Origin of the sequence: Clostridioides difficile ATCC 9689 = DSM 1296 (assembly GCF_001077535.1) — a bacterium.
In the GTDB taxonomy this organism is placed as follows: Bacteria; Bacillota; Clostridia; order Peptostreptococcales; family Peptostreptococcaceae; genus Clostridioides; species Clostridioides difficile.
This window is the reverse complement of sequence record NZ_CP011968.1, coordinates 3821171-3842641: the sequence shown is the minus strand read 5'-3', so window position 1 is coordinate 3842641 and position 21471 is coordinate 3821171. Positions and strand designations below refer to the sequence as shown.

Here is a 21471-nt window from a genome sequence, read left to right as displayed (position 1 = left end):
ACTTAAGGGGGACATAGATGAAGGATTTAGGGCATGGTGCCAATGTAGATGAAATGGCAAGATTATATGGGAAAAACCCAAAAGAAATAATTGATTTTAGTTCAAACATAAATCCAAATGTATTACCAAATTTAGAGAGATACATTTTAAAAGGATTAGAAGAGTGTAGGAATTATCCAGATATAAATTATACAAACTTGAGAGAAAATATATCAAAATATATAGATATAAATCCAGACTTTATAATACCTGGCAATGGTGCAACAGAAGTGATTTATTTGCTTATGAAGAGTATTAAAAAAAAATTGGCTATAATAAATCCGACTTTTTCAGAGTATAGAAGAAGTGCTGAGTTAAATAATTTAGATATTATAGATTTAGAGTTAGATTTAGAAAATAACTTTAAACTTAATATAGATATAATAAAAGAAAATATAAAAAGATTTGATAGTTTATTTATATGTAATCCTAATAATCCGAGTGGTAATGTCCAAGATTTAAAGGAACTTGTTCATTTACTAGATAAACATAATAAGGTACTAATAATTGATGAAACTTTCATGGAATTTGTTGAAGATGAAAGTAAATATAGTTTGGTTAAATATATAGAATCAAATAAAAATATATTTATAATTAAAGCTGTGACTAAGTTTTTTGGTATGCCTGGTTTAAGGCTAGGATATGGTCTTACAAGCAACACTGAAATTATGAACAAAATTTATGAACACAAAGAGCCATGGACTATCAATTCTTTTGCAGATATACTATCCAATTTTATTTTTGAAGATAAAGAGTATATTAAAAATAGTAAAGAATATTACATAGAAGAAAGAAAATATATGTTACAAGAGTTGAGAAACATAAGAAATATAAAGGTCTATGATACAGATGCTAATTTTATCTTGATAAGAATATATAAAAAAACAACTAAAGAATTGAAAAAAGATTTGTTTAAGCAAGGAAACATATTAGTTAGAGATGCATCTAATTTTATAGGATTAGATGATAGTTTTATAAGAGTGGCTATAAAATCTCATGAAGATAACAAAATTCTTATAGAAAATATGAAAAATTTATTGGGTGATTAAAATGAAATCTTATGGAATATGCCCAGCATCTTGTGGAGAATTTGTACAAGGTATAATTGATGATGAAGAATATTTATGTTCATATGCAATAGATATGTATTCTAAAGTGTATATTGAAGAAAAATTAGTAGATATAAATTTAGGGAGATATAAGTCAAGGTTAGCAATTGAAAAGGTATTTGAAAAATTTAATTTACCTAAAAAATATACTAAAAATATTTCTTTAAATATAAATAGTAAAATACCTGTTGGAAAAGGAATGGCAAGTTCAACTGCTGATATAGGAGCTACTATAAAGGCAACATTATCATTGATAGATAAAGATTTAAGTAGCGAGGAGATTTCTAAATTAGCAGCAGAAATAGAACCAACAGATTCTATATTTATAGATAAAAATAGTATATTTAATCCTCTAAATGGAACTGTTATAAAATACCTAGGAAATCTGACCAATGCGAAAGTTGTAATACTTGAACCAAACAAAGTACTAGATACTATGAAGATTAGATTGAGGCAAGATTATAATAAATTAAAAGTAGAGAATAAAGAAGTAATAAAAAAATCATTTGCTCTTTTAGAAGAAGGATTGAAAAAAAATAATTTATCTCTAGTTGGAGAGGCTTGTACTTTGAGTAGCTTAGCAAATGAGAATATAGAAAAAAAAGAGTGTTTAAATGAAATAATAAAAATATCAAAAAAATATGGAGCATATGGAGTAAATATTGCTCACAGTGGAACTGTAGTAGGTATTTTAATTGATAAGTCTATGAATGATAAAAAGATGATAGATGCCTTATGTGAATCTAACATAAATTCTGTCTATAATAAAATTTATACACAAAACATAATTAATGGAGGAATTAAGGGGGAAATAGAATGGAATACATAAAGAATCCTATGAAAATAGAAGAAAAAAGTTTTGAATTGATACAAGAAATAATAGACGAAATTAGACCAGATTATAAATTTAAGAATAATATCGAAGAAAAAATAATAAAAAGAGCTATACATACTACTGCTGATTTTGATTACTTAGATATATTAAAAATATCAGAAGAAGCAGTTGATAGTATAATAGATGCATTAAAAAATAATGCAAGTATTTATACTGATACAAATATGGCTCTTAGTGGTATAAATAAAAGAAAGTTAGAATCATTAGGATGTAAGTATAAATGTTTAGTGGCAGATGATGAAACTGTAAAATTAGCTAAAGAAAAAGGAATTACTCGTTCTATGGCAGCAGTAGAAATTGCAGCTAAAGAAGAAGGAAGAAAAATATTCGTTTTAGGTAATGCTCCAACAGCTTTATATAAAGTTATGGAGATGAAATCAGAAGGTAGATTAGATTTAGATGCAGTTATAGGAGTTCCTGTAGGTTTTGTAGGAGCACAAGAATCAAAAGATGAAGTTGAAAAAACAGATATACCATATATAATTTCTAAAGGTAGAAAAGGTGGCAGTAATTTAGCAGCAGCAATAGTAAATGCTATATTATATACTATGTAGGTACCTATATGGAAGAATATGTATATATAGATGGAAAAAAATATAGAAGAGGATATACTACAGGTTCATGTGCAACAGGTGCATCTAAGGCTGCTGTATATATGTTGATTACAAAAAATAGAATCAATACTATAAATATAGATACTCCTAAGGGGATACCATTACTACTAAAAGTTGATAATATAAATATTTCTGATACATTTGTGGAATGTTCCATAAAAAAAGATGGTGGAGATGATATAGATGCAACTCATACCATGGATATTTATGCAAGAGCTGAAATTGTAGCTAAAAATGATAAGAACAAAGGGTATCTTACTCTAAAGGATATAGATAGTTTAAGCACCAATAGTGAGTGTAAAAGTGAGCTCTATAAGTTTATTAGGGTTTATGGCGGAACTGGTATTGGTGTGGTTACGAAAAAAGGGCTTAGTGTGGATGTTGGTAAGCCTGCTATAAATCCGACTCCACTTAAAATGATAAATCATGAAATAAGAAAGCTTATAGGAGATAATTTTGAATCTATACTTGGAAATGATAAAGTTTTAAAAATAACAATCTTTGCTCCACAAGGAGAAACTGTAGCAAAAAAAACATTTAATCCAAGATTAGGTATAGTTGGAGGAATATCTATAATAGGTACAACTGGGATTGTTGAACCTATGAGTGATGAGGGTTGGAAGAAGTCTCTATCTATAGAACTTCAGATGAAAAAAGAACAAGGCTTAGATAAAATAATATTGGTTCCAGGAAATCATGGAGAACAGTTTATAAGAGAAAAATTAAACTTAGATATTAAGTATGTAGTTAGGGTAAGTAATTTTATAGGCTATATGATTAAAGAAGCTCAAAGAATAGGATATAAGAAAATCTTAATGGCAGGTCATATAGGTAAATTTATAAAAGTATCTGCTGGTATTTTTAATACTCATAGTAAGGTAGCAGATGCTAGAAGTGAGATATTAGTGGCAAACTTAGCTTTAATGGGAGCTAGATACGAATTTTTAAATAAAATAAATCAATGCGTAACTACTGAAGAAGCTGTAGAGCTAATAAATAATAGTGAATATAGAGAAGTATATAATATATTAAGTAATAAATGTAGGGAGAGAGTAAAGCAATACTTGAATGAAGATTCAGATGATATTGATGTGGAAGTAATCATATTTTCAATGGATAAGTCTTTATTAGGTAAATCGGATAATACAGATGATTTAGTGGAGGTCTTTATATGATAAACATAATAGGTCTAGGACCTGGCAACTTAGACTATATAACAAAAAAAGGTGAAAATTTAATTTCCACTTCTGATGTATTAATTGGTGGTAAAAGAAATTTAGAGTCTATAAAAAATTTTGAAGGAGAAAAAATAGTTCTGGATTCTAATTTAAGAGAAATTATAGAGTACATAAATAACAATAAAGAAAAGCAAATATCAATAATAGCATCTGGGGACCCATTAATATATGGGATAGGTAGATATCTATCTAAAAATATTGATAATAAGATGTTAAACATGGTTTCTGGGATTAGTTCATTACAGTACATATTTTCAAAAATATATGTAGATATGAATGATGTATATATTACAAGTAGTCATGGCAAAGTACCAGATTTTGATTACATATTATCACATAAAAAAGTATGTATGGTTACAGATTCAAAGATAGGACCAAAACAAATAAGTAGAGAAATAATAGATAGAAATCTAAATAAAATTATTGTTGTAGGAGAAAATCTGTCATATGACAATGAAAAAATAACAATAGCAAAACCAGAAGAGATAATAAGAATAGACAATTTTGATATGAATGTTGTGGTGATTTTAGATGAGGAATAGTGAGTTTATAACAGGTAAAGTTCCAATTACTAAGGAAGAGGTTAGAGCAATATCAATAAGTAAGTTAAATTTAGTAAATGCTAAAAACCTCATAGACATAGGGGCTGGTACAGGAAGTGTAAGTGTTGAAGCTGCATATAATTATCCTAATTTAAAGGTTATATCTATAGAGAAAAATGATGATGCTATAGAGCTTATAGAGAAAAATAAAAAAAAATTCAACTTAAAAAATATAGAAGTGATAAAAGGATATGCTCCAATTAATCTAGGGTTAAATGTTAAAGTTGAGTCTATTTTTCTTGGGGGAACAGGAAATAATCTGGAAGAAATAATAGAATGGTCTAAAAAAAATCTCGTTACAGGAGGAAGACTTGTAGCTAATTTTATAATAATAGATACATTTAATCAAACTTTAAAACTGCTTAAAAAGCATGGATTTAAAGAAATAGATGTATGTGTTTTGAATGTTTCTAAACTAGAGAAACTAGGAAAAGGTGAATATTTTAAACCACTAAATCCTATATATATAATATCTTGTGAAAAAGGGGAAAATGATGATGAATAAAGTACATTTTGTAGGAGCAGGACCTGGAGATAAAGAGCTGATAACATTAAAAGGATACAAATTATTAAGTAATGCAGATGTAGTGATATATGCAGGTTCACTTGTTAATCCTGAACTTTTGGAATACTGTAAAGAAGATTGCCAAATACATAATAGTGCACATATGGATTTACAAGAGATAATAGATGTTATGAGAGAAGGTATAGAAAATAATAAATCTGTTGTAAGACTGCAAACAGGTGATTTTTCTATATATGGTTCAATTAGAGAACAAGTGGAAGATTTAAATAAATTGAATATAGATTATGACTGTACTCCAGGAGTAAGTTCTTTTTTAGGAGCAGCATCATCTTTAGGGGTTGAATATACAGTTCCAGAAATTTCTCAAAGTGTAATTATAACAAGAATGGAAGGCAGAACTCCGGTTCCAGAGAAAGAATCAATACAATCATATGCTAAGCATCAGACATCTATGGTAATATTTTTATCTGTTCAAGAAATTGAGAAAGTTGTGTCTAAATTACTGGAAGGTGGATATCCAAAAGATACTCCTATAGCAGTTATATACAAAGCAACTTGGGCAGATGAAAAAATAGTTAAAGGAACTTTAAGTGATATAGCTGTAAAAGTTAAAGAAAACAACATAAATAAGACTGCTTTAATAATGGTTGGGAGATTTTTAGGAGAAGAGTATAATAATTCAAAGTTATATGATAAGGATTTCAAACATGAATATAGAGGGTAATATTGCTATAATCTGTATTACAGAAAATGGAAAAAAATTAGCTCTAAAGATAAATTCTCTAGTAAATAACTGTGTTATATATCAAGTAAAAAATAAAAAAAGTAATTTAGTTGTTGAAGAAACATGTGTACATACAGTTCAAAAGAAGTTAAGTGATTTTGTAGGAGAAATATTTAGCAAATTTGATTACATAGTATTTATAATGGCTACAGGTATAGTTGTACGAAGTATAGCACCATACATAATAAGTAAGTTTAGTGACCCTGCAATTTTGGTAATGGATGAAAAAGGCAAAAACGTAATAAGTTTATTGAGTGGTCATATTGGAGGGGCAAACAGCTTGACACAGTACATAAGTAGTCTTATTGATGCTAATCCAGTAATAACAACAGCTACTGATATAAATCAAAAAGCTTCCTTAGATATGATAGCAAAAAAACTAAATGCACATATTGATAATTTTAGAGAAAGTGTAAAAGAAGTAAATTCTATGCTAGTGAATAATAAATGTGTTGGATTATATATTGATGAAGGATATCAAGTTGATACTAGGGGATTTAAACTTATAGAAAGTAAGGATGAGTTAAGAGATAGTTTTTCAAACACATATATAGAAAAATTAGTTGTAGTAAGCAATAAAATAAATTGTATTGAAGATATTGAGAATTTAAACCTAGATAATAAATTTGAACATTGCTATAGTACCAAAAAAATAATAAAGGTAATTCCAAGAGATATAGTGATAGGAATTGGCTGTAGAAGAAACACAGATAGTGAGCTGATGTATAATTCACTTGAAGAGTTTCTTAATAAACAAAATATAGATATTAGAGCAATAAACACAGTTGGAAGTATAGAACTGAAAAAAGACGAAAAAGCAATAATTGAATTATCAAAAATATTGAAGGTGCCATTTAAAACATTTTCAGTAGATGAAATATCTAAGGTTGATAATCTTTTTGATAAATCTGATTTTGTTAAAAAAAATGTGGGCGTGTATTCAGTAGCAGAACCTGTAGCATATCTTTTGAGCAAAGGTAATTTGTTAGTTGAAAAACATAAATATAAAGGAATAACTTTTTCAGTGGGGAGAATAAAAATATGATATACGTTGTAGGAATTGGACCAGGAAGTAAAGATACAATGACTTTAGAAGCAATAAAAGCAATAGAAGATTCTGAGGCTATTGTTGGATATAAGACTTATATAAAACTAATAGAAGAATTTATACAAGATAAAGAAATAATCCAAAATGGTATGAGGCAAGAAGTTGATAGATGTAAACAAGCAGTAGAGGAAGCAAAAAAAGGAAAAAAAGTAGCAGTTGTAAGTAGTGGTGATGCTGGAATATATGGGATGGCAGGTCTTATTTTAGAATTAATATCTAAAGAAGATGAAGATATAAAAGTAAAGGTAATTCCAGGTGTTACTGCAAGTATTGGTGCAGCAGCTATACTTGGAGCTCCTATTATGCATGATTTCTGTCATATAAGTTTGAGTGATTTAATGACTCCGTGGGAAGTAATTGAAAAAAGATTGAGATTGGCTGCTGAAGCCGATTTTGTAATTTGTTTGTATAATCCAAGAAGTAAGGGAAGAAGTGAACATCTAAGCAAAGCATTTAAAATAATGGGTGAGTTTAAAAGTGGAGATACACCTGTTGGAGTGGTAAAAGATGTAGGTAGAGAAAAAGAAGAAAAGCTTGTATGTACTTTTGAAAATATGGACTTTGAAAAAGTCGATATGACTACAATGGTTATAATAGGAAATAAGTCTACCTATATTAATGGTGAATTGATGATAACTCCAAGAGGTTATACAGTATGATTTTAATTTTAGGAGGAACTTCAGATAGTTTATCTATATGTGATAAGATAAATGAACTGAAAAATCAACCATATATCCTTTCAGTTACTACAGATTATGGAAGGGAACTTGCACAACAACATGCAGAGAATGTAATTTTAGGTAAGCTTGGAAAAGAAGATATGCTAAAATTTATAAAAGATAATAATATAGTAAAAATAATAGATGCCACTCATCCTTATGCAGTTGAAGTATCCAAAACTGCTATTACTTGTGCAAAACTATTGAATATAGATTATATAAGGTTTGAGAGAAAATCTTTAATTGAAGAAATAGATTATGATAATAAATTTATAGTAGATACAATTGAAGAAGCCTGTGAAATAGCAAATAAAATAGGGACAAATATATTCATAGGAACAGGAAGTAAAAATTTGAACAGATTTATAGAGGAAATAAGTGATAAAAATTTAGTTGTTAGAGTTCTTCCAACGAGTGAAGTCATATTAAGTTGTGAAAAATTAGGTTTAAGTGCAGATAATATAGTAGCTATGAAAGGTCCATTTAGCCAGTATATAAATGAAGAAACATATAAACATTACAATATAGATTTAGTCATAACAAAAGAAAGTGGAATAGCTGGTGGGTTCTTAGAGAAGGTAAATGCATGTAAAACTTTCAATATACCAGTAATAATTATAAAAAGAGAATCGATTAACTACGAAAATGTATTTAATGACATAAATAAAATTAAAGACATACTTGTGTAATTTTTAGGAGGAGAATATATGAAGAAAGCCTTATTAGTAGTGAGTTTTGGTACAAGCTATCATGAAACGAGAGAAAAGACAATAGATATATGTGAAGATAAAATAAAAAATTCGTTAAAAAGCCATGATTTTTTTAGAGCTTATACATCAAATATGATAATAAATAAAATAAAAAAAAGGGATGGAATAGAAATAGATAATCCAATACAGGCTTTAGATAAAATATATGAACAAGGATATGATGAAGTAATAATCCAAACACTTCATATTATATGTGGCGAAGAATTTAACAAATTAAAAGAACAAGTAGATGGATATTCTTCTAAATTCAAAAAGATTGTATTAGGAAGACCTTTGCTTACACATATTGAAGATTATCAGGAAGCTGTAGAGGCAATTAAGCATCAAATTCCTCATATGGAAAGTAATGAAGCAGTAGTATTTATGGGACATGGAACACTTCATGAATCACATTCAGCGTATCCAGCATTGGAATACATGCTTAGGGATAATGGAATAAATGCTTATGTTGGTACAGTTGAAGGGTATCCAGAAATAGAACATGTAATAAGAAGATTAAAAGAAGGAAATATAAAAACTGTAAATTTGATGCCATTTATGTTAGTTGCAGGAGACCATGCTATAAATGATATGGCAGGAGATGAAGAAGATTCTTGGAAAACAATATTAGAAGAAAATGGATTTAACGTAAGAGTTCATTTAAAAGGACTAGGAGAAAATTCTTATATACAAGATAAATTTGTTCGTCATGCTGTAAAATGTGCAGAGAATGCGAAGTTCTATGGTATAGGAGCAGGACCAGGAGATGGTTCTTTACTTACGATAAAAGCGGTTAATACTTTAAAGAAACTGGATATTCTATACACTCCAGAATCAAAAAAGGGTGGAGATAGTCTAGCTTTATCAATAGTTAGTGAATATTTACCTGAATCAGTGGAAATAAAGTCTAGGCATTTCCCAATGAGTTTTGATGGGAATGAAAAAAGTTTAGCTTGGGATAATGTGGCACAAGAAATTATATCAGATGTTAATGATGGTAAAAATGTAGGATTTGTTACATTAGGAGACCCTATGATTTATAGTACATATGTATATATAATGAAAAGAATATTAGGAGAGGTAGAAGTCGAAACTATACCAGGAATTTCATCATTTTCCAATATAGCATCTAATCAGAATTTTCCATTAGTCATGGATAAAGAAGCTTTAGTGGTAATTCCTTGTACTATGGAAGATGATAAGATAGAGTATGCTTTGCAAAATTATAATTCAATAGTATTGATGAAAGTATATAAAAATTTTAAAGAAATAATAAAAAAATTAGAAAAGTATGATTTAATAGAACATGCTATTTTAGTAAGTAATTCTTCCCAAGAAAGCGAAAATGTGTTTACAGATTTAAAAGAAGCGCACCTTGAAGATAAGATATCTTATTTTTCTACTATACTAGTAAATAAAGATAATAAAATAAAATAGGTGAAAGCAATATTTAAAGGAGACTTAATATGAATATAGTGGTTGGAACTAGGGGTAGTAATCTAGCGCTTATACAAACAGAATGGGTAATAAATGAATTAAAAAAGAAGTATCCAGAAATTAGTTTTGAGATTAAAATCATAAAGACAAAAGGAGATTTAATTCAAAATGTTTCACTGGATAAAATAGGTGATAAAGGATTGTTTGTCAAAGAAATAGAGCAACAATTATTAGATGGAAAAATAGACATAGCAGTACATAGTATGAAAGATATGCCTTCTTATTTAGCAGATGGACTAAAATTTGCTCATACGCCTAAGAGAGAAGACCCAAGAGATGTTCTAATACTTAGAGAAGGATATAAAAATTTAGATGATTTACCTCATGGAGCAGTAATAGGAACAGGAAGTAAAAGAAGGAAGTTTCAATTATTGAAACAAAGACCTGATTTAAATATAGTACAAGTTAGAGGTAATGTGGAAACTAGGATACGAAAAATAAAAGATGAAAATATGCATGGTATTGTGTTGGCAGCATCAGGAATAATTAGAGCTAATTTGCAAGATAAAATAAGTTCTTATTTACCTGTTGATGTTGTTATTCCAGCACCTGCCCAAGGAGCTTTAGCTATAGAAATTAGAAGCAATGATAGTACGATAGAGGGAATAGTAAATTCACTGAAGGATGAGAATACAGAAATCCAAATATTGGCTGAAAGAGGTTTTTTAGATGGTGTAAATGGAAGTTGTCATATTCCAATGGCAGCTTATTGTGAAATAATCCAAGATAAAATACATCTTACTGGCTTATATGGAGATTCAGAAGGAAAAAAAGTAGTAATCAAGTCTATAGATGGAGATATTTCTTCTCCTAGAGAGTTAGGTTTAAAGTTAGCTAAACTTGTATTGAAGGAGTATGAGAATTATGAAGGGTAAGGTTTACTTAGTAGGGGCAGGACCAGGTGATTATAAACTCATGACTTTAAAAGGTTTAGAGTGTATAAGAAAATCGGATGTAATAGTATATGATAGATTAGCAAATAGTAGTTATTTAAGAGAAGCTAAGCCTGATTGTGAACTTATATATGTAGGCAAGGCATCAAGTAATCATATTTTGCCACAAGAAGATATAAATAGAATTATAGCAGAAAAAGCTAAAGAAGGAAAAATTGTAACTCGTCTTAAAGGAGGAGACCCTTATGTATTTGGCAGAGGGGGAGAAGAAGCAGAGACTTTAGTAGATGAAGGTATAGAATTTGAAGTGGTTCCAGGTATAACTTCTGCTATAGGAGGTTTATGTTATGCGGGTATTCCTATAACACATAGAGACCATGCTTCGTCATTTCATGTAATAACAGGTCATTTGAAGGGTGATGATAGTGGAGAATTAAACTGGAATGCTCTTGCAAATAACAAAGGTACTCTTGTGTTTTTGATGGGAATTTCAAACCTAGAGAAAATAAGTGAAAACTTAATGAAAGAAGGAAAAGATAAGGATACACCTGTTGCTCTTATAAGTTGGGCAACTAGATATAATCAAAGAGTTGTTACATCTACACTTGAAAATGTTTATGAAACTGCTATTAAAGAAGAAGTAAAACCGCCAACTCTTATAGTAGTTGGGAGTGTTGTAGGACTTAGAGAAAAGTTGAACTTCTTTGAAAGTAAGCCTTTATTTGGAAAAAGTATTGCTGTAACTAGGTCTAGAAATCAAAATAGTGTATTGGTAGAAAAAATAATGGATTTAGGTGGAAATCCTATAGAAATACCTACTATTAAGGTAGAAAAAATACAAAATAATATTAACTTAGAAAATGAAATAAAAAATATAAATAAGTATAATTATCTAATACTAACTAGTAAAAATGCCGTAGAAATCTTCTTTGAAAAGATATATGAAATGAATTTTGATTTAAGGATATTATCTAATTTAAAGGTATGTGCTATAGGTTCTGCTACATCAAATGAGTTGAAAAAAAGAGGAATTATAGCGGATATAGTACCAAAAAAATTTGTAGCAGAGTCACTGTATGAAGAGTTAGCGCCTATTTTAAATGATGACGATAATATACTTATACCTAGAGCAGAAAATGCTAGAGATTATCTGGTTGACAAACTTAAGGCTATTTGTGAAGTAACAGAAGTACATATATATAGAACAGTAATAGATGAGGAGAAAAAAGGTGAGATATTAGATATTTTAAATTCTAATGACATAGATTATATAACATTTACTAGTTCCTCAACAGTAAATAATCTTGTTGAAATTATAGGAAAAGAAAATATTAAAATATTAGAAAAAATAAAAACACTATCTATAGGTCCTATAACTACAGAGACAATAAATAGTTTGGGAATAAAATTGTACAAAGAATCTGCTACATCTACTATAGATTCGTTAGTAGATTTAATTATAAAAAATTAATTTTGGAGGCTTGAATATGTTAAGAAGACCAAGAAGACTAAGAGCAAGTAAAGCAATCAGAAATTTGGTAAGAGAAACTAAGGTGAATGTAGAAGACTTAATATATCCACTGTTTGTAGTAGAGGGGGAAAATATAAAAGAAGAAATTAAATCTTTACCAGATGTCTATCATTTATCAATAGATATGCTAGAAGACGAAATAAAAGAAATAAGTGAGTTGGGAATTGAACATATAATGTTATTTGGTGTTCCAGATGAAAAAGATGAGTGTGCTTCACAAGCTTTTAATGATAATGGAATAGTTCAAAAGGCAATTAGAAAGGTAAAAGAAATAAATTCAGATATAAATGTAATAACAGATGTCTGTATGTGCCAATATACAAGTCATGGACATTGTGGGATTTTAACTGATACTGGTTATGTTGATAATGATAAATCATTGGAGTATTTGGCTAAAATATCTGTAAGCCATGCTAAAGCAGGAGCTGATATGGTTGCTCCATCTGATATGATGGATGGAAGAATACAAGCAATAAGAGAAGCTTTAGATGAAAATGGATTAGAAAATGTTGGAATCATGGCTTATAGTGTTAAGTATGCTTCAAATTATTATGGACCTTTTAGAGAGGCAGCTCATTCAGCACCATCTTTTGGAGATAGAAAAACATATCAAATGGACCCAGCAAATAGCAATGAAGCTATAATAGAGACTGAACTTGATATATTGGAAGGTGCAGATATACTTATGGTTAAACCTGCATTATCATATTTAGATATTATAAGAAGAGTTAAAGATAATTTTGACTTACCTCTAGCAGCTTATAATGTAAGTGGAGAATACTCTATGCTTAAGTTTGCTGTGAAGGAAGGTTTATTAAATGAAGATGTAATTCTTGAATCAATTACATCTATAAAAAGAGCAGGAGCAGATATAATAATAACTTATTTTGCTAAAGACATTGCTAAACTGTTGAAAAAATAAATTCTAGTAGTATAAAGAATATCAAAAAGTATAGGAATTGTAATTAACTATTATACAGTAGTTTTGTTTAGACATTTATTGAAGAATAATAGAAACTAATTTGCAATTTCTATACTTTATTTATGTAACTAAATAAAATTTGGAGGTAGAAGATGCTATATCCTATTAATTTAAAATTAGATGAGTTAGATGTAGTTATAATTGGTGGTGGAGAAGTTGCATATAGGAAATGTAAAAATTTTTTAGAGTTTAACAAAAATGTTACTATAGTTTCTAAACAAATTTTAAATAAATTTTATGATTTAAAAGGAAATATAAAAATAATAAAAGATGATTATAAAGAAATATATATAAAAGATGCTTCTGTAATAATTGCTGCCACAAATAATAGAGAGTTAAATATGGAAATAGGATTATATTGTAAAGCAAAAAATAAGCTAGTGAATGTAGTTGATAATATAGAAATATCGAACTTTACTGTTCCATCATATATAAAAAGAGGAGATTTACTTATAAGTGTGTCTACTGGGGGCAAGAGTCCTTCATTATCATCAAAGATAAAAAAAGAAATTGAAGAGAGATATACTGAAGATTATGAGGAGTATTTAAATGTATTAGGAGATATAAGAAAAAAGGTTATAAAAAAATACGAAGATAAAAGTAAAAGAAAAGATGTGCTTAATATGTTGGTAACACTTGACCTAGAAGAACTTAAGAAGTTTGATATATAAAAAATAAAATAAAAAATGTTAAAAAGGTGTTGACGGATTATTTTTAAGATGATATAGTATTACTTGTCCTTAAGAAAAGGGCAAACATAAAAAATGAACTTTGAAAATTAAACAGTAGGTTAATTTATAAAACAAGAAACAAACCATAAAGCCAGATATTTTGATAACAATAGTATCTGAGCCTGATAAACTTTTATTTGAGAGTTTGATCCTGGCTCAGGATGAACGCTGGCGGCGTGCCTAACACATGCAAGTTGAGCGATTTACTTCGGTAAAGAGCGGCGGACGGGTGAGTAACGCGTGGGTAACCTACCCTGTACACACGGATAACATACTGAAAGGTATGCTAATACGGGATAATATATTTGAGAGGCATCTCTTGAATATCAAAGGTGAGCCAGTACAGGATGGACCCGCGTCTGATTAGCTAGTTGGTAAGGTAACGGCTTACCAAGGCGACGATCAGTAGCCGACCTGAGAGGGTGATCGGCCACATTGGAACTGAGACACGGTCCAAACTCCTACGGGAGGCAGCAGTGGGGAATATTGCACAATGGGCGAAAGCCTGATGCAGCAACGCCGCGTGAGTGATGAAGGCCTTCGGGTCGTAAAACTCTGTCCTCAAGGAAGATAATGACGGTACTTGAGGAGGAAGCCCCGGCTAACTACGTGCCAGCAGCCGCGGTAATACGTAGGGGGCTAGCGTTATCCGGATTTACTGGGCGTAAAGGGTGCGTAGGCGGTCTTTCAAGTCAGGAGTGAAAGGCTACGGCTCAACCGTAGTAAGCTCTTGAAACTGGGAGACTTGAGTGCAGGAGAGGAGAGTGGAATTCCTAGTGTAGCGGTGAAATGCGTAGATATTAGGAGGAACACCAGTTGCGAAGGCGGCTCTCTGGACTGTAACTGACGCTGAGGCACGAAAGCGTGGGGAGCAAACAGGATTAGATACCCTGGTAGTCCACGCTGTAAACGATGAGTACTAGGTGTCGGGGGTTACCCCCTTCGGTGCCGCAGCTAACGCATTAAGTACTCCGCCTGGGAAGTACGCTCGCAAGAGTGAAACTCAAAGGAATTGACGGGGACCCGCACAAGTAGCGGAGCATGTGGTTTAATTCGAAGCAACGCGAAGAACCTTACCTAAGCTTGACATCCCAATGACATCTCCTTAATCGGAGAGTTCCCTTCGGGGACATTGGTGACAGGTGGTGCATGGTTGTCGTCAGCTCGTGTCGTGAGATGTTGGGTTAAGTCCCGCAACGAGCGCAACCCTTGTCTTTAGTTGCCATCATTAAGTTGGGCACTCTAGAGAGACTGCCAGGGATAACCTGGAGGAAGGTGGGGATGACGTCAAATCATCATGCCCCTTATGCTTAGGGCTACACACGTGCTACAATGGGTAGTACAGAGGGTTGCCAAGCCGTAAGGTGGAGCTAATCCCTTAAAGCTACTCTCAGTTCGGATTGTAGGCTGAAACTCGCCTACATGAAGCTGGAGTTACTAGTAATCGCAGATCAGAATGCTGCGGTGAATGCGTTCCCGGGTCTTGTACACACCGCCCGTCACACCACGGGAGTTGGAGACGCCCGAAGCCGATTATCTAACCTTTTGGAAGAAGTCGTCGAAGGTGGAATCAATAACTGGGGTGAAGTCGTAACAAGGTAGCCGTATCGGAAGGTGCGGCTGGATCACCTCCTTTCTAAGGAGAATTACCTACTGTTTAATTTTGAGGGTTCGTTTTTACGAATACTCAAAATTAGCACTTTTAGCAACAAAATAAACTGAACGCATGTGAAGTTTGTTTGTTAGCGCTGTGCATTAGCACTTTAAGCAACGGAATTTATTCGTTGGCGCTGTGCGTTAGCACTTTGAAAACTGCATATATATTTAGTGATATGACATCTAATTTGTAATATATAAAGCTGATAACTTTTTAAAATTATCGAAGTTGATAGCTTCTAATCTATCAAACCTTTTTAACTGGTCAAGTTATTAAGGGTGCAGGGCGGATGCCTTGGCACTAGGAGCCGATGAAGGACGTGATAAGCTGCGATAAGCTTCGGGGAGTTGCACGTAAACTTTGATCCGAAGATTTCCGAATGAGGAAACTCACTTAGAGTAATGTCTAAGTATCATTAAGTGAATACATAGCTTAATGAGGGGAACTCAGGGAACTGAAACATCTAAGTACCTGAAGGAAGAGAAAGAAATTCGATTCCGTAAGTAGCGGCGAGCGAACGCGGATTAGCCCAAACCAATAAAGTTTTCTTTATTGGGGTTGCGGACATATCATAACGAAGAGGTATCGTAATTGAAGAGGTTTGGAAAGACCCACCACAGAAGGTAATAGTCCTGTATGTTAAACGAGAAGACTTTAGATATGATCCAGAGTACCACGGGACACGTGAAACCCTGTGGGAAGCAGGAGGGACCACCCTCCAAGGCTAAATACTACCTAGTGACCGATAGCGTATAGTACCGTGAGGGAAAGGTGAAAAGAACCCCGGGAGGGGAGTGAAATAGAACCTGAAACCCTGCACTTACAAGCTGTGGAAGCACATTTCTTGTGTGACCGCGTACTTTTTGTAGAACGGGCCAACGAGTTACGTTAAGTAGCAAGGTTAAGCACTTAAGGTGCGGAGCCGTAGCGAAAGCGAGTTTTAACTGAGCGTTCAGTTACTTGACGTAGACCCGAAACCGGGCGACCTACCCATGAGCAGGATGAAGCGAAAGTAAAATTTCGTGGAGGTCCGAACCCACGAGCGTTGAAAAGCTCGGGGATGACTTGTGGGTAGCGGTGAAATTCCAATCGAGCCCGGAGATAGCTGGTTCTCCCCGAAATAGCTTTAGGGCTAGCCTCAAGGTGAGAGATACGGAGGTAGAGCACTGAATGTCCTAGGGGGTATTGCACCTACCGAAGACTATCAAACTCCGAATGCCGTCATCTTATACTTGGGAGTCAGACTGTGGGTGATAAGATTCATAGTCGAAAGGGCAACAGCCCAGATCGTCAGCTAAGGTCCCTAAATGTAAGTTAAGTGGTAAAGGATGTGGGATTGCACAGACAACCAGGATGTTGGCTTAGAAGCAGCCACTCATTCAAAGAGTGCGTAATAGCTCACTGGTCGAGTGATCCTGCGCCGAAGATTTCCGGGGCTAAAACTTACTACCGAAGCTACGGCATCAGTAATGATGGGTAGGGGAGCTTCCCATACGGGTTGAAGCATGACCGTAAGGACATGTGGACAGTATGGGAGTGAGAATGTTGGCATGAGTAGCGAGATGTGGGTGAGAATCCCACAGGCCGTAAACCCAAGGTTTCCAGGGGAAGGTTCGTCCGCCCTGGGTTAGTCGGGACCTAAGCTGAGGCCGAAAGGCGTAGGTGATGGACAACAGGTTGATATTCCTGTACTACCGATAACCGTTTGAGAGATGGGATGACACAGTAGGATAAGCTAAGCACACTGTTGGTTATGTGTGCCCAAGCATTGAGGCAGTCAAAGTAGGCAAATCCGCTTTGATAATGCTGGGATGTGATGGGGAGCGAAATTTAGTAGCGAAGTAGCTGATTTCACACTGTCAAGAAAAGTCTCTATCGAGGTTAAAGGTACCCGTACCGCAAACCGACACAGGTGGGTGAGGAGAGTATCCTAAGGCCAGCGAGAGAACTGTTGTTAAGGAACTCGGCAAAATGACCCCGTAACTTAGGGATAAGGGGTGCCACCATCAGGTGGCCGCAGAGAATAGGCCCAAGCGACTGTTTACCAAAAACATAGGTTTCTGCTAAGTCGCAAGACGATGTATAGGAGCTGACGCCTGCCCGGTGCTGGAAGGTTAAGGGGATCTGTTAGAGCAATCGAAGCAGTGAACTTAAGCCCCAGTAAACGGCGGCCGTAACTATAACGGTCCTAAGGTAGCGAAATTCCTTGTCGGGTAAGTTCCGACCCGCACGAAAGGCGTAACGATTTGGGCACTGTCTCAACAACAGACTCGGTGAAATTGTAATTCCGGTGAAGATGCCGGATACCTGCGACAGGACGGAAAGACCCCATGGAGCTTTACTGTAGCTTGACATTGGGTCTTGGTACTACATGTACAGGATAGGTGGGAGGCTTTGAAACCAGGACGCCAGTTTTGGCGGAGCCATCCTTGGGATACCACCCTTGTAGTACTGGGACTCTAACCATAGGCCATGAATCTGGTCTTGGGACACTGTCAGGTGGGCAGTTTGACTGGGGCGGTCGCCTCCCAAAAGGTAACGGAGGCGCTCAAAGGTTCTCTCAGTACGGTCGGAAATCGTACGTAGAGTGTAAAGGCAAAAGAGAGCTTGATTGCAAGACATACAGGTCGAGCAAGGATGAAAATCGGACTTAGTGATCCGGTGGTTCTGCGTGGAAGGGCCATCGCTCAACGGATAAAAGCTACCCTGGGGATAACAGGCTTATCTCCCCCAAGAGTCCACATCGACGGGGAGGTTTGGCACCTCGATGTCGGCTCATCACATCCTGGGGCTGTAGTAGGTCCCAAGGGTTGGGCTGTTCGCCCATTAAAGTGGTACGCGAGCTGGGTTCAGAACGTCGTGAGACAGTTCGGTCCCTATCCGTCGCAGGCGTAGGAAATTTGAGAAGACCTGTCCTTAGTACGAGAGGACCGGGATGGACGTACCTCTGGTGTACCAGTTGTTCTGCCAAGGGCATGGCTGGGTAGCTATGTACGGAATGGATAAGCGCTGAAAGCATCTAAGCGCGAAGCCAACTTCAAGATAAGATTTCCCACCGCAAGGGTAAGACCCCAGAAAGACTATCTGGTTGATAGGTCGAAGGTGTAAGTGCAGCAATGTATTTAGCTTATCGATACTAATAGGTCGAGGACTTGACCAATATTTATTTGATGTTCATTCATTAAGATATATGTGTAGTTTTTAGAGTGCTAACTCTAAAGAAACTAGTATTACTAGGTTCTATAAACTTATTAAAAACTTAATAGAAATATTAAGCATAAAGATTATGTGGTTACAATAGCAGAGAGGATACACCTGTTCCCATTCCGAACACAGAAGTTAAGCTCTCTAGCGCTGATGGTACTTGGTGGGAAACTGCCTGGGAGAGTAGGACGTAGCCACGTAATTTTTTTTGGGTAAATTTATAAAAATTAAAAAAGTTTTATTTTTTATGTTTAAACCTTGTAAATTTGGGACATAATATAATTGTAAAACTTAATATAGCAAAAATAAATTACTCAATCTCCCCCACTTAAAGACCTCTATCCCCCATAGAGGTCTTTTTTACTTTCAAATCAAATTATATAAAAAATAAATAGTTTTATATGACTCTTCATAAATTAAAATTACATTGTGATAGCAAACCATGAATATGAAAAATATAGAAAATTATAGCTAACATAAGCTGTATATCATCTTAACCTCAGTATATTTAACAAAAAATGTTTATAATTTAACCTTTATTTTAATAAGTTTACCATATATTCACTTTGTCTTAATATATCCTTTACAAATTAAGAGTATTATTAATCTATAAGTAAATCGTAGAATTAAATTAAATATTTTGGGAGGATAAAAATGGCAGATATAAGACTAGAAAATGTAACAAAATCTTATAATAAAAAAAATACAGTTATAGAAAATTTAAATCTTACTATAGAAGATGGTTCTTTTACAGTATTGGTAGGCCCAAGTGGATGTGGTAAATCTACTACGTTAAGAATGATTGCAGGTCTTGAAGATATAACTTCAGGTAGGTTGAAGATTGAAGAAAATGATGTTACAAAAACGGATGCTAGTAAAAGGGATATAGCTATGGTATTTCAAAATTATGCATTATATCCACATATGACTGTTAGAGAAAATATAGAATTTGGTCTTAAAAACAAAAAAGTAGAAAAAGAAAAAAGAGAAAAACTTATAACAGAAGTTATTGATGTAGTAGGATTGAGAGAATATTTAAATGTGAAACCAGGCAACTTATCTGGAGGTCAAAGACAAAGAGTGGCACTTGCTAGAGCTATGGTTAAAAATCCAAAGGTATTTTTAATGGATGAACCATTGTCAAATTTAGATGCTAAATTAAGAAATCAAATGAGAACAGAATTAATACAATTACATCAAAAACTAAAGTCTACATTTGTTTATGTAACTCATGACCAGGTTGAGGCAATGTCAATGGCAGATAAGATAGTTATAATGAACAAAGGAAAGATAATGCAAATAGGTTCCCCAAAGAAGATATATCAAAATCCTAAAAATTTATTTGTAGCTCAATTTATAGGGAGTCCTTGTATGAACATACTAGATATAAAAAATGATATTAAATTTGGATTCAGGCCAGAAAAAGCAACACTAGAGAGTATAAACATAGATGGGAAAAATGATGATGTATTTAGCCTATTTGGAAAAGTTGTGACTAAAGAAGTGTTGGGAAATGAAACTATATATTGTTTATCTGTTCTTAATAGAGAGATAAGAGTCAAAACGGAAAATGATATATTTGATATTGGAAGAACTTTAAGAATAAGTGTATTAGAAAAAGATTTATATTATTTTGATAAAAATGGAGAAAGAATAGAAGATGTAAAAGTATGTAAAAGTATGTATTCTAAAATTAAAGGAGATATTTATGAAAAAGCAATTTAATAAAGCATATTTATATATAACACCTGCTATTATAGGAACTTTATTGTTTATAGTCTATCCAATAATTAAGACGATATCTCTAAGCTTCAAATCTGGTAGTCTTCTTAGTTCAACCTTTGAAAATGTAGGCTTAAACAATTATACAGAACTTTTAAAGAATCCAGAGTTTATACAAACTATAACGAACACTGCAATTTATACTTTTTTTATGGTGACTATATCTATATCACTAGCCATAGTACTTGCTGTTTGGCTAAATAAAAATTCTATAATACACAATTTAACGCAAAGTATAATCTTTACACCACATGTAATTTCACTAGTATCTGTAGCTGTATTGTGGCTTTGGATTATGGAGCCACAATATGGCTTTTTAAACTGGATACTATCGACATTACATTTACCAACATCAAAGTGGCTTTCAAGTGAAAGTTCAGCTTTAATGTCACTAATTCTAATAGGAATATGGAAGACTCTTGGATACAATATCTTAATAGTGTTATCAGGTCTTAAATCCATACCAAACTATATATATGAAGCATCTAAATTAGATAATGCAAACAAAATAACGAATTTCTTTAAAGTGACATTGCCGCTATTATCACCAACAATATTTTTTCTTATGATAACAACAACAACTGCATCTTTTCAAGTATTTGATGAGATAAGTATAATGACACAAGGTGGGCCAGTGGGTTCAACTAACATGTTATCTTATTATATATATGAGTCTGGATTTATATACTATGACATAGGACAAGCGAGTGCAGCGAGTATGTTTTTGTTAGCTATAGTTATGATTGCTACATATGCTAACTTTAGACTCTTATCAAAGAAAGTTCATTATCAATAAAGAAAAAGTAGATAT

At 33.1% G+C, this 21471-nt stretch carries 17 protein-coding genes and 3 rRNA genes; all 20 read left to right on the top strand.

Going from position 1 to position 21471, the window contains the following annotated elements; genetic code table 11:
- The first annotated feature begins 17 nt into the window (after nt 1–17).
- Nucleotides 18–1088, top strand: coding sequence for a pyridoxal phosphate-dependent aminotransferase (locus CDIF1296T_RS17785; RefSeq protein ID WP_003437752.1), 1071 nt, complete (start codon nt 18–20; stop codon nt 1086–1088).
- A 1-nt stretch (nt 1089) separates the two neighbouring features.
- Entirely contained in the window at nt 1090–1977 is an 888-nt protein-coding gene (locus CDIF1296T_RS17780) for a GHMP family kinase ATP-binding protein (protein WP_016729308.1), read from the top strand.
- Nucleotides 1965–2597, top strand: a complete 633-nt coding sequence (locus CDIF1296T_RS17775) for a cobalt-precorrin-8 methylmutase (protein WP_003437747.1) — start codon at nt 1965–1967, stop codon at nt 2595–2597. Before CDIF1296T_RS17780 ends, CDIF1296T_RS17775 begins: the two co-directional genes overlap by 13 nt.
- An 8-nt stretch (nt 2598–2605) precedes the next feature.
- Complete coding sequence (cbiD, locus tag CDIF1296T_RS17770; protein WP_003437743.1) at nt 2606–3832, top strand: cobalt-precorrin-5B (C(1))-methyltransferase CbiD; 1227 nt, start codon at nt 2606–2608, stop codon at nt 3830–3832.
- Entirely contained in the window at nt 3829–4437 is a 609-nt protein-coding gene (locus tag CDIF1296T_RS17765; protein WP_003437741.1) for a cobalt-precorrin-7 (C(5))-methyltransferase, read from the top strand. The genes cbiD and CDIF1296T_RS17765 overlap by 4 nt, the downstream gene beginning before the upstream one ends.
- A complete protein-coding gene (locus CDIF1296T_RS17760; protein ID WP_009898664.1) occupies nt 4427–5002 on the top strand; it encodes a decarboxylating cobalt-precorrin-6B (C(15))-methyltransferase in 576 nt (191 codons plus the stop codon). Before CDIF1296T_RS17765 ends, CDIF1296T_RS17760 begins: the two co-directional genes overlap by 11 nt.
- Nucleotides 4995–5747: a cobalt-precorrin-4 methyltransferase gene (locus CDIF1296T_RS17755; protein ID WP_009891957.1), complete on the top strand. Its 753-nt coding sequence runs from the start codon at nt 4995–4997 to the stop codon at nt 5745–5747. Before CDIF1296T_RS17760 ends, CDIF1296T_RS17755 begins: the two co-directional genes overlap by 8 nt.
- Nucleotides 5731–6852, top strand: coding sequence for a cobalt-precorrin 5A hydrolase (gene cbiG, locus CDIF1296T_RS17750; protein ID WP_009898662.1), 1122 nt, complete (start codon nt 5731–5733; stop codon nt 6850–6852). Before CDIF1296T_RS17755 ends, cbiG begins: the two co-directional genes overlap by 17 nt.
- Entirely contained in the window at nt 6849–7574 is a 726-nt protein-coding gene (cobJ, locus tag CDIF1296T_RS17745; RefSeq protein WP_009898660.1) for a precorrin-3B C(17)-methyltransferase, read from the top strand. Before cbiG ends, cobJ begins: the two co-directional genes overlap by 4 nt.
- Nucleotides 7571–8323 (top strand): precorrin-6A reductase, encoded by a 753-nt coding sequence (gene cobK, locus CDIF1296T_RS17740; protein WP_003437730.1) that lies wholly within the window; start codon nt 7571–7573, stop codon nt 8321–8323. Before cobJ ends, cobK begins: the two co-directional genes overlap by 4 nt.
- Nucleotides 8324–8341: 18 nt before the next feature.
- Nucleotides 8342–9820, top strand: a complete 1479-nt coding sequence (locus CDIF1296T_RS17735) for a cobalt-factor II C(20)-methyltransferase (protein ID WP_003437727.1) — start codon at nt 8342–8344, stop codon at nt 9818–9820.
- A gap of 29 nt (nt 9821–9849) precedes the next feature.
- Complete coding sequence (hemC, locus tag CDIF1296T_RS17730; protein ID WP_003425719.1) at nt 9850–10755, top strand: hydroxymethylbilane synthase; 906 nt, start codon at nt 9850–9852, stop codon at nt 10753–10755.
- Nucleotides 10745–12244, top strand: a complete 1500-nt coding sequence (cobA, locus tag CDIF1296T_RS17725; RefSeq protein ID WP_009898657.1) for a uroporphyrinogen-III C-methyltransferase — start codon at nt 10745–10747, stop codon at nt 12242–12244. The genes hemC and cobA overlap by 11 nt, the downstream gene beginning before the upstream one ends.
- Before the next feature lie 16 nt (nt 12245–12260).
- Complete coding sequence (gene hemB, locus CDIF1296T_RS17720; protein WP_003437722.1) at nt 12261–13226, top strand: porphobilinogen synthase; 966 nt, start codon at nt 12261–12263, stop codon at nt 13224–13226.
- A 152-nt stretch (nt 13227–13378) separates the two neighbouring features.
- The gene (locus tag CDIF1296T_RS17715) at nt 13379–13957 is read left to right on the top strand and encodes a precorrin-2 dehydrogenase/sirohydrochlorin ferrochelatase family protein (RefSeq protein WP_009898654.1); all 579 of its coding nucleotides are present in this window, start codon (nt 13379–13381) and stop codon (nt 13955–13957) included.
- A 193-nt stretch (nt 13958–14150) separates the two neighbouring features.
- Nucleotides 14151–15653 (top strand): 16S ribosomal RNA (locus CDIF1296T_RS17710).
- A gap of 283 nt (nt 15654–15936) precedes the next feature.
- Nucleotides 15937–18834 (top strand): 23S ribosomal RNA (locus CDIF1296T_RS17705).
- Between the two features lie 127 nt (nt 18835–18961).
- Nucleotides 18962–19078: ribosomal RNA gene (gene rrf, locus CDIF1296T_RS17700) — 5S ribosomal RNA — on the top strand.
- Together the 16S, 23S and 5S rRNA genes form the textbook arrangement of a ribosomal RNA operon.
- Before the next feature lie 454 nt (nt 19079–19532).
- Nucleotides 19533–20603, top strand: coding sequence for an ABC transporter ATP-binding protein (locus CDIF1296T_RS17695; protein WP_003436292.1), 1071 nt, complete (start codon nt 19533–19535; stop codon nt 20601–20603).
- Nucleotides 20587–21456: a carbohydrate ABC transporter permease gene (locus CDIF1296T_RS17690; RefSeq protein WP_003416903.1), complete on the top strand. Its 870-nt coding sequence runs from the start codon at nt 20587–20589 to the stop codon at nt 21454–21456. Before CDIF1296T_RS17695 ends, CDIF1296T_RS17690 begins: the two co-directional genes overlap by 17 nt.
- The last annotated feature ends 15 nt before the right edge of the window (nt 21457–21471 follow it).

Bases quoted from the DNA above. Each gene is read 5' to 3' on its own strand.
- cobK (WP_003437730.1), top strand. From the start codon at position 7,571: ATGATTTTAATTTTAGGAGGAACTTCAGATAGTTTATCTATATGTGAT.
- CDIF1296T_RS17775 (WP_003437747.1), top strand. From the start codon at position 1,965: ATGGAATACATAAAGAATCCTATGAAAATAGAAGAAAAAAGTTTTGAA.
- CDIF1296T_RS17715 (WP_009898654.1), top strand. From the start codon at position 13,379: ATGCTATATCCTATTAATTTAAAATTAGATGAGTTAGATGTAGTTATA.
- cbiD (WP_003437743.1), top strand. From the start codon at position 2,606: ATGGAAGAATATGTATATATAGATGGAAAAAAATATAGAAGAGGATAT.
- CDIF1296T_RS17765 (WP_003437741.1), top strand. From the start codon at position 3,829: ATGATAAACATAATAGGTCTAGGACCTGGCAACTTAGACTATATAACA.
- CDIF1296T_RS17690 (WP_003416903.1), top strand. From the start codon at position 20,587: ATGAAAAAGCAATTTAATAAAGCATATTTATATATAACACCTGCTATT.
- cobA (WP_009898657.1), top strand. From the start codon at position 10,745: ATGAAGGGTAAGGTTTACTTAGTAGGGGCAGGACCAGGTGATTATAAA.
- CDIF1296T_RS17785 (WP_003437752.1), top strand. From the start codon at position 18: ATGAAGGATTTAGGGCATGGTGCCAATGTAGATGAAATGGCAAGATTA.
- cbiG (WP_009898662.1), top strand. From the start codon at position 5,731: ATGAATATAGAGGGTAATATTGCTATAATCTGTATTACAGAAAATGGA.
- CDIF1296T_RS17755 (WP_009891957.1), top strand. From the start codon at position 4,995: ATGAATAAAGTACATTTTGTAGGAGCAGGACCTGGAGATAAAGAGCTG.
- CDIF1296T_RS17760 (WP_009898664.1), top strand. From the start codon at position 4,427: ATGAGGAATAGTGAGTTTATAACAGGTAAAGTTCCAATTACTAAGGAA.
- hemB (WP_003437722.1), top strand. From the start codon at position 12,261: ATGTTAAGAAGACCAAGAAGACTAAGAGCAAGTAAAGCAATCAGAAAT.
- CDIF1296T_RS17695 (WP_003436292.1), top strand. From the start codon at position 19,533: ATGGCAGATATAAGACTAGAAAATGTAACAAAATCTTATAATAAAAAA.
- CDIF1296T_RS17735 (WP_003437727.1), top strand. From the start codon at position 8,342: ATGAAGAAAGCCTTATTAGTAGTGAGTTTTGGTACAAGCTATCATGAA.
- cobJ (WP_009898660.1), top strand. From the start codon at position 6,849: ATGATATACGTTGTAGGAATTGGACCAGGAAGTAAAGATACAATGACT.
- hemC (WP_003425719.1), top strand. From the start codon at position 9,850: ATGAATATAGTGGTTGGAACTAGGGGTAGTAATCTAGCGCTTATACAA.
- CDIF1296T_RS17780 (WP_016729308.1), top strand. From the start codon at position 1,090: ATGAAATCTTATGGAATATGCCCAGCATCTTGTGGAGAATTTGTACAA.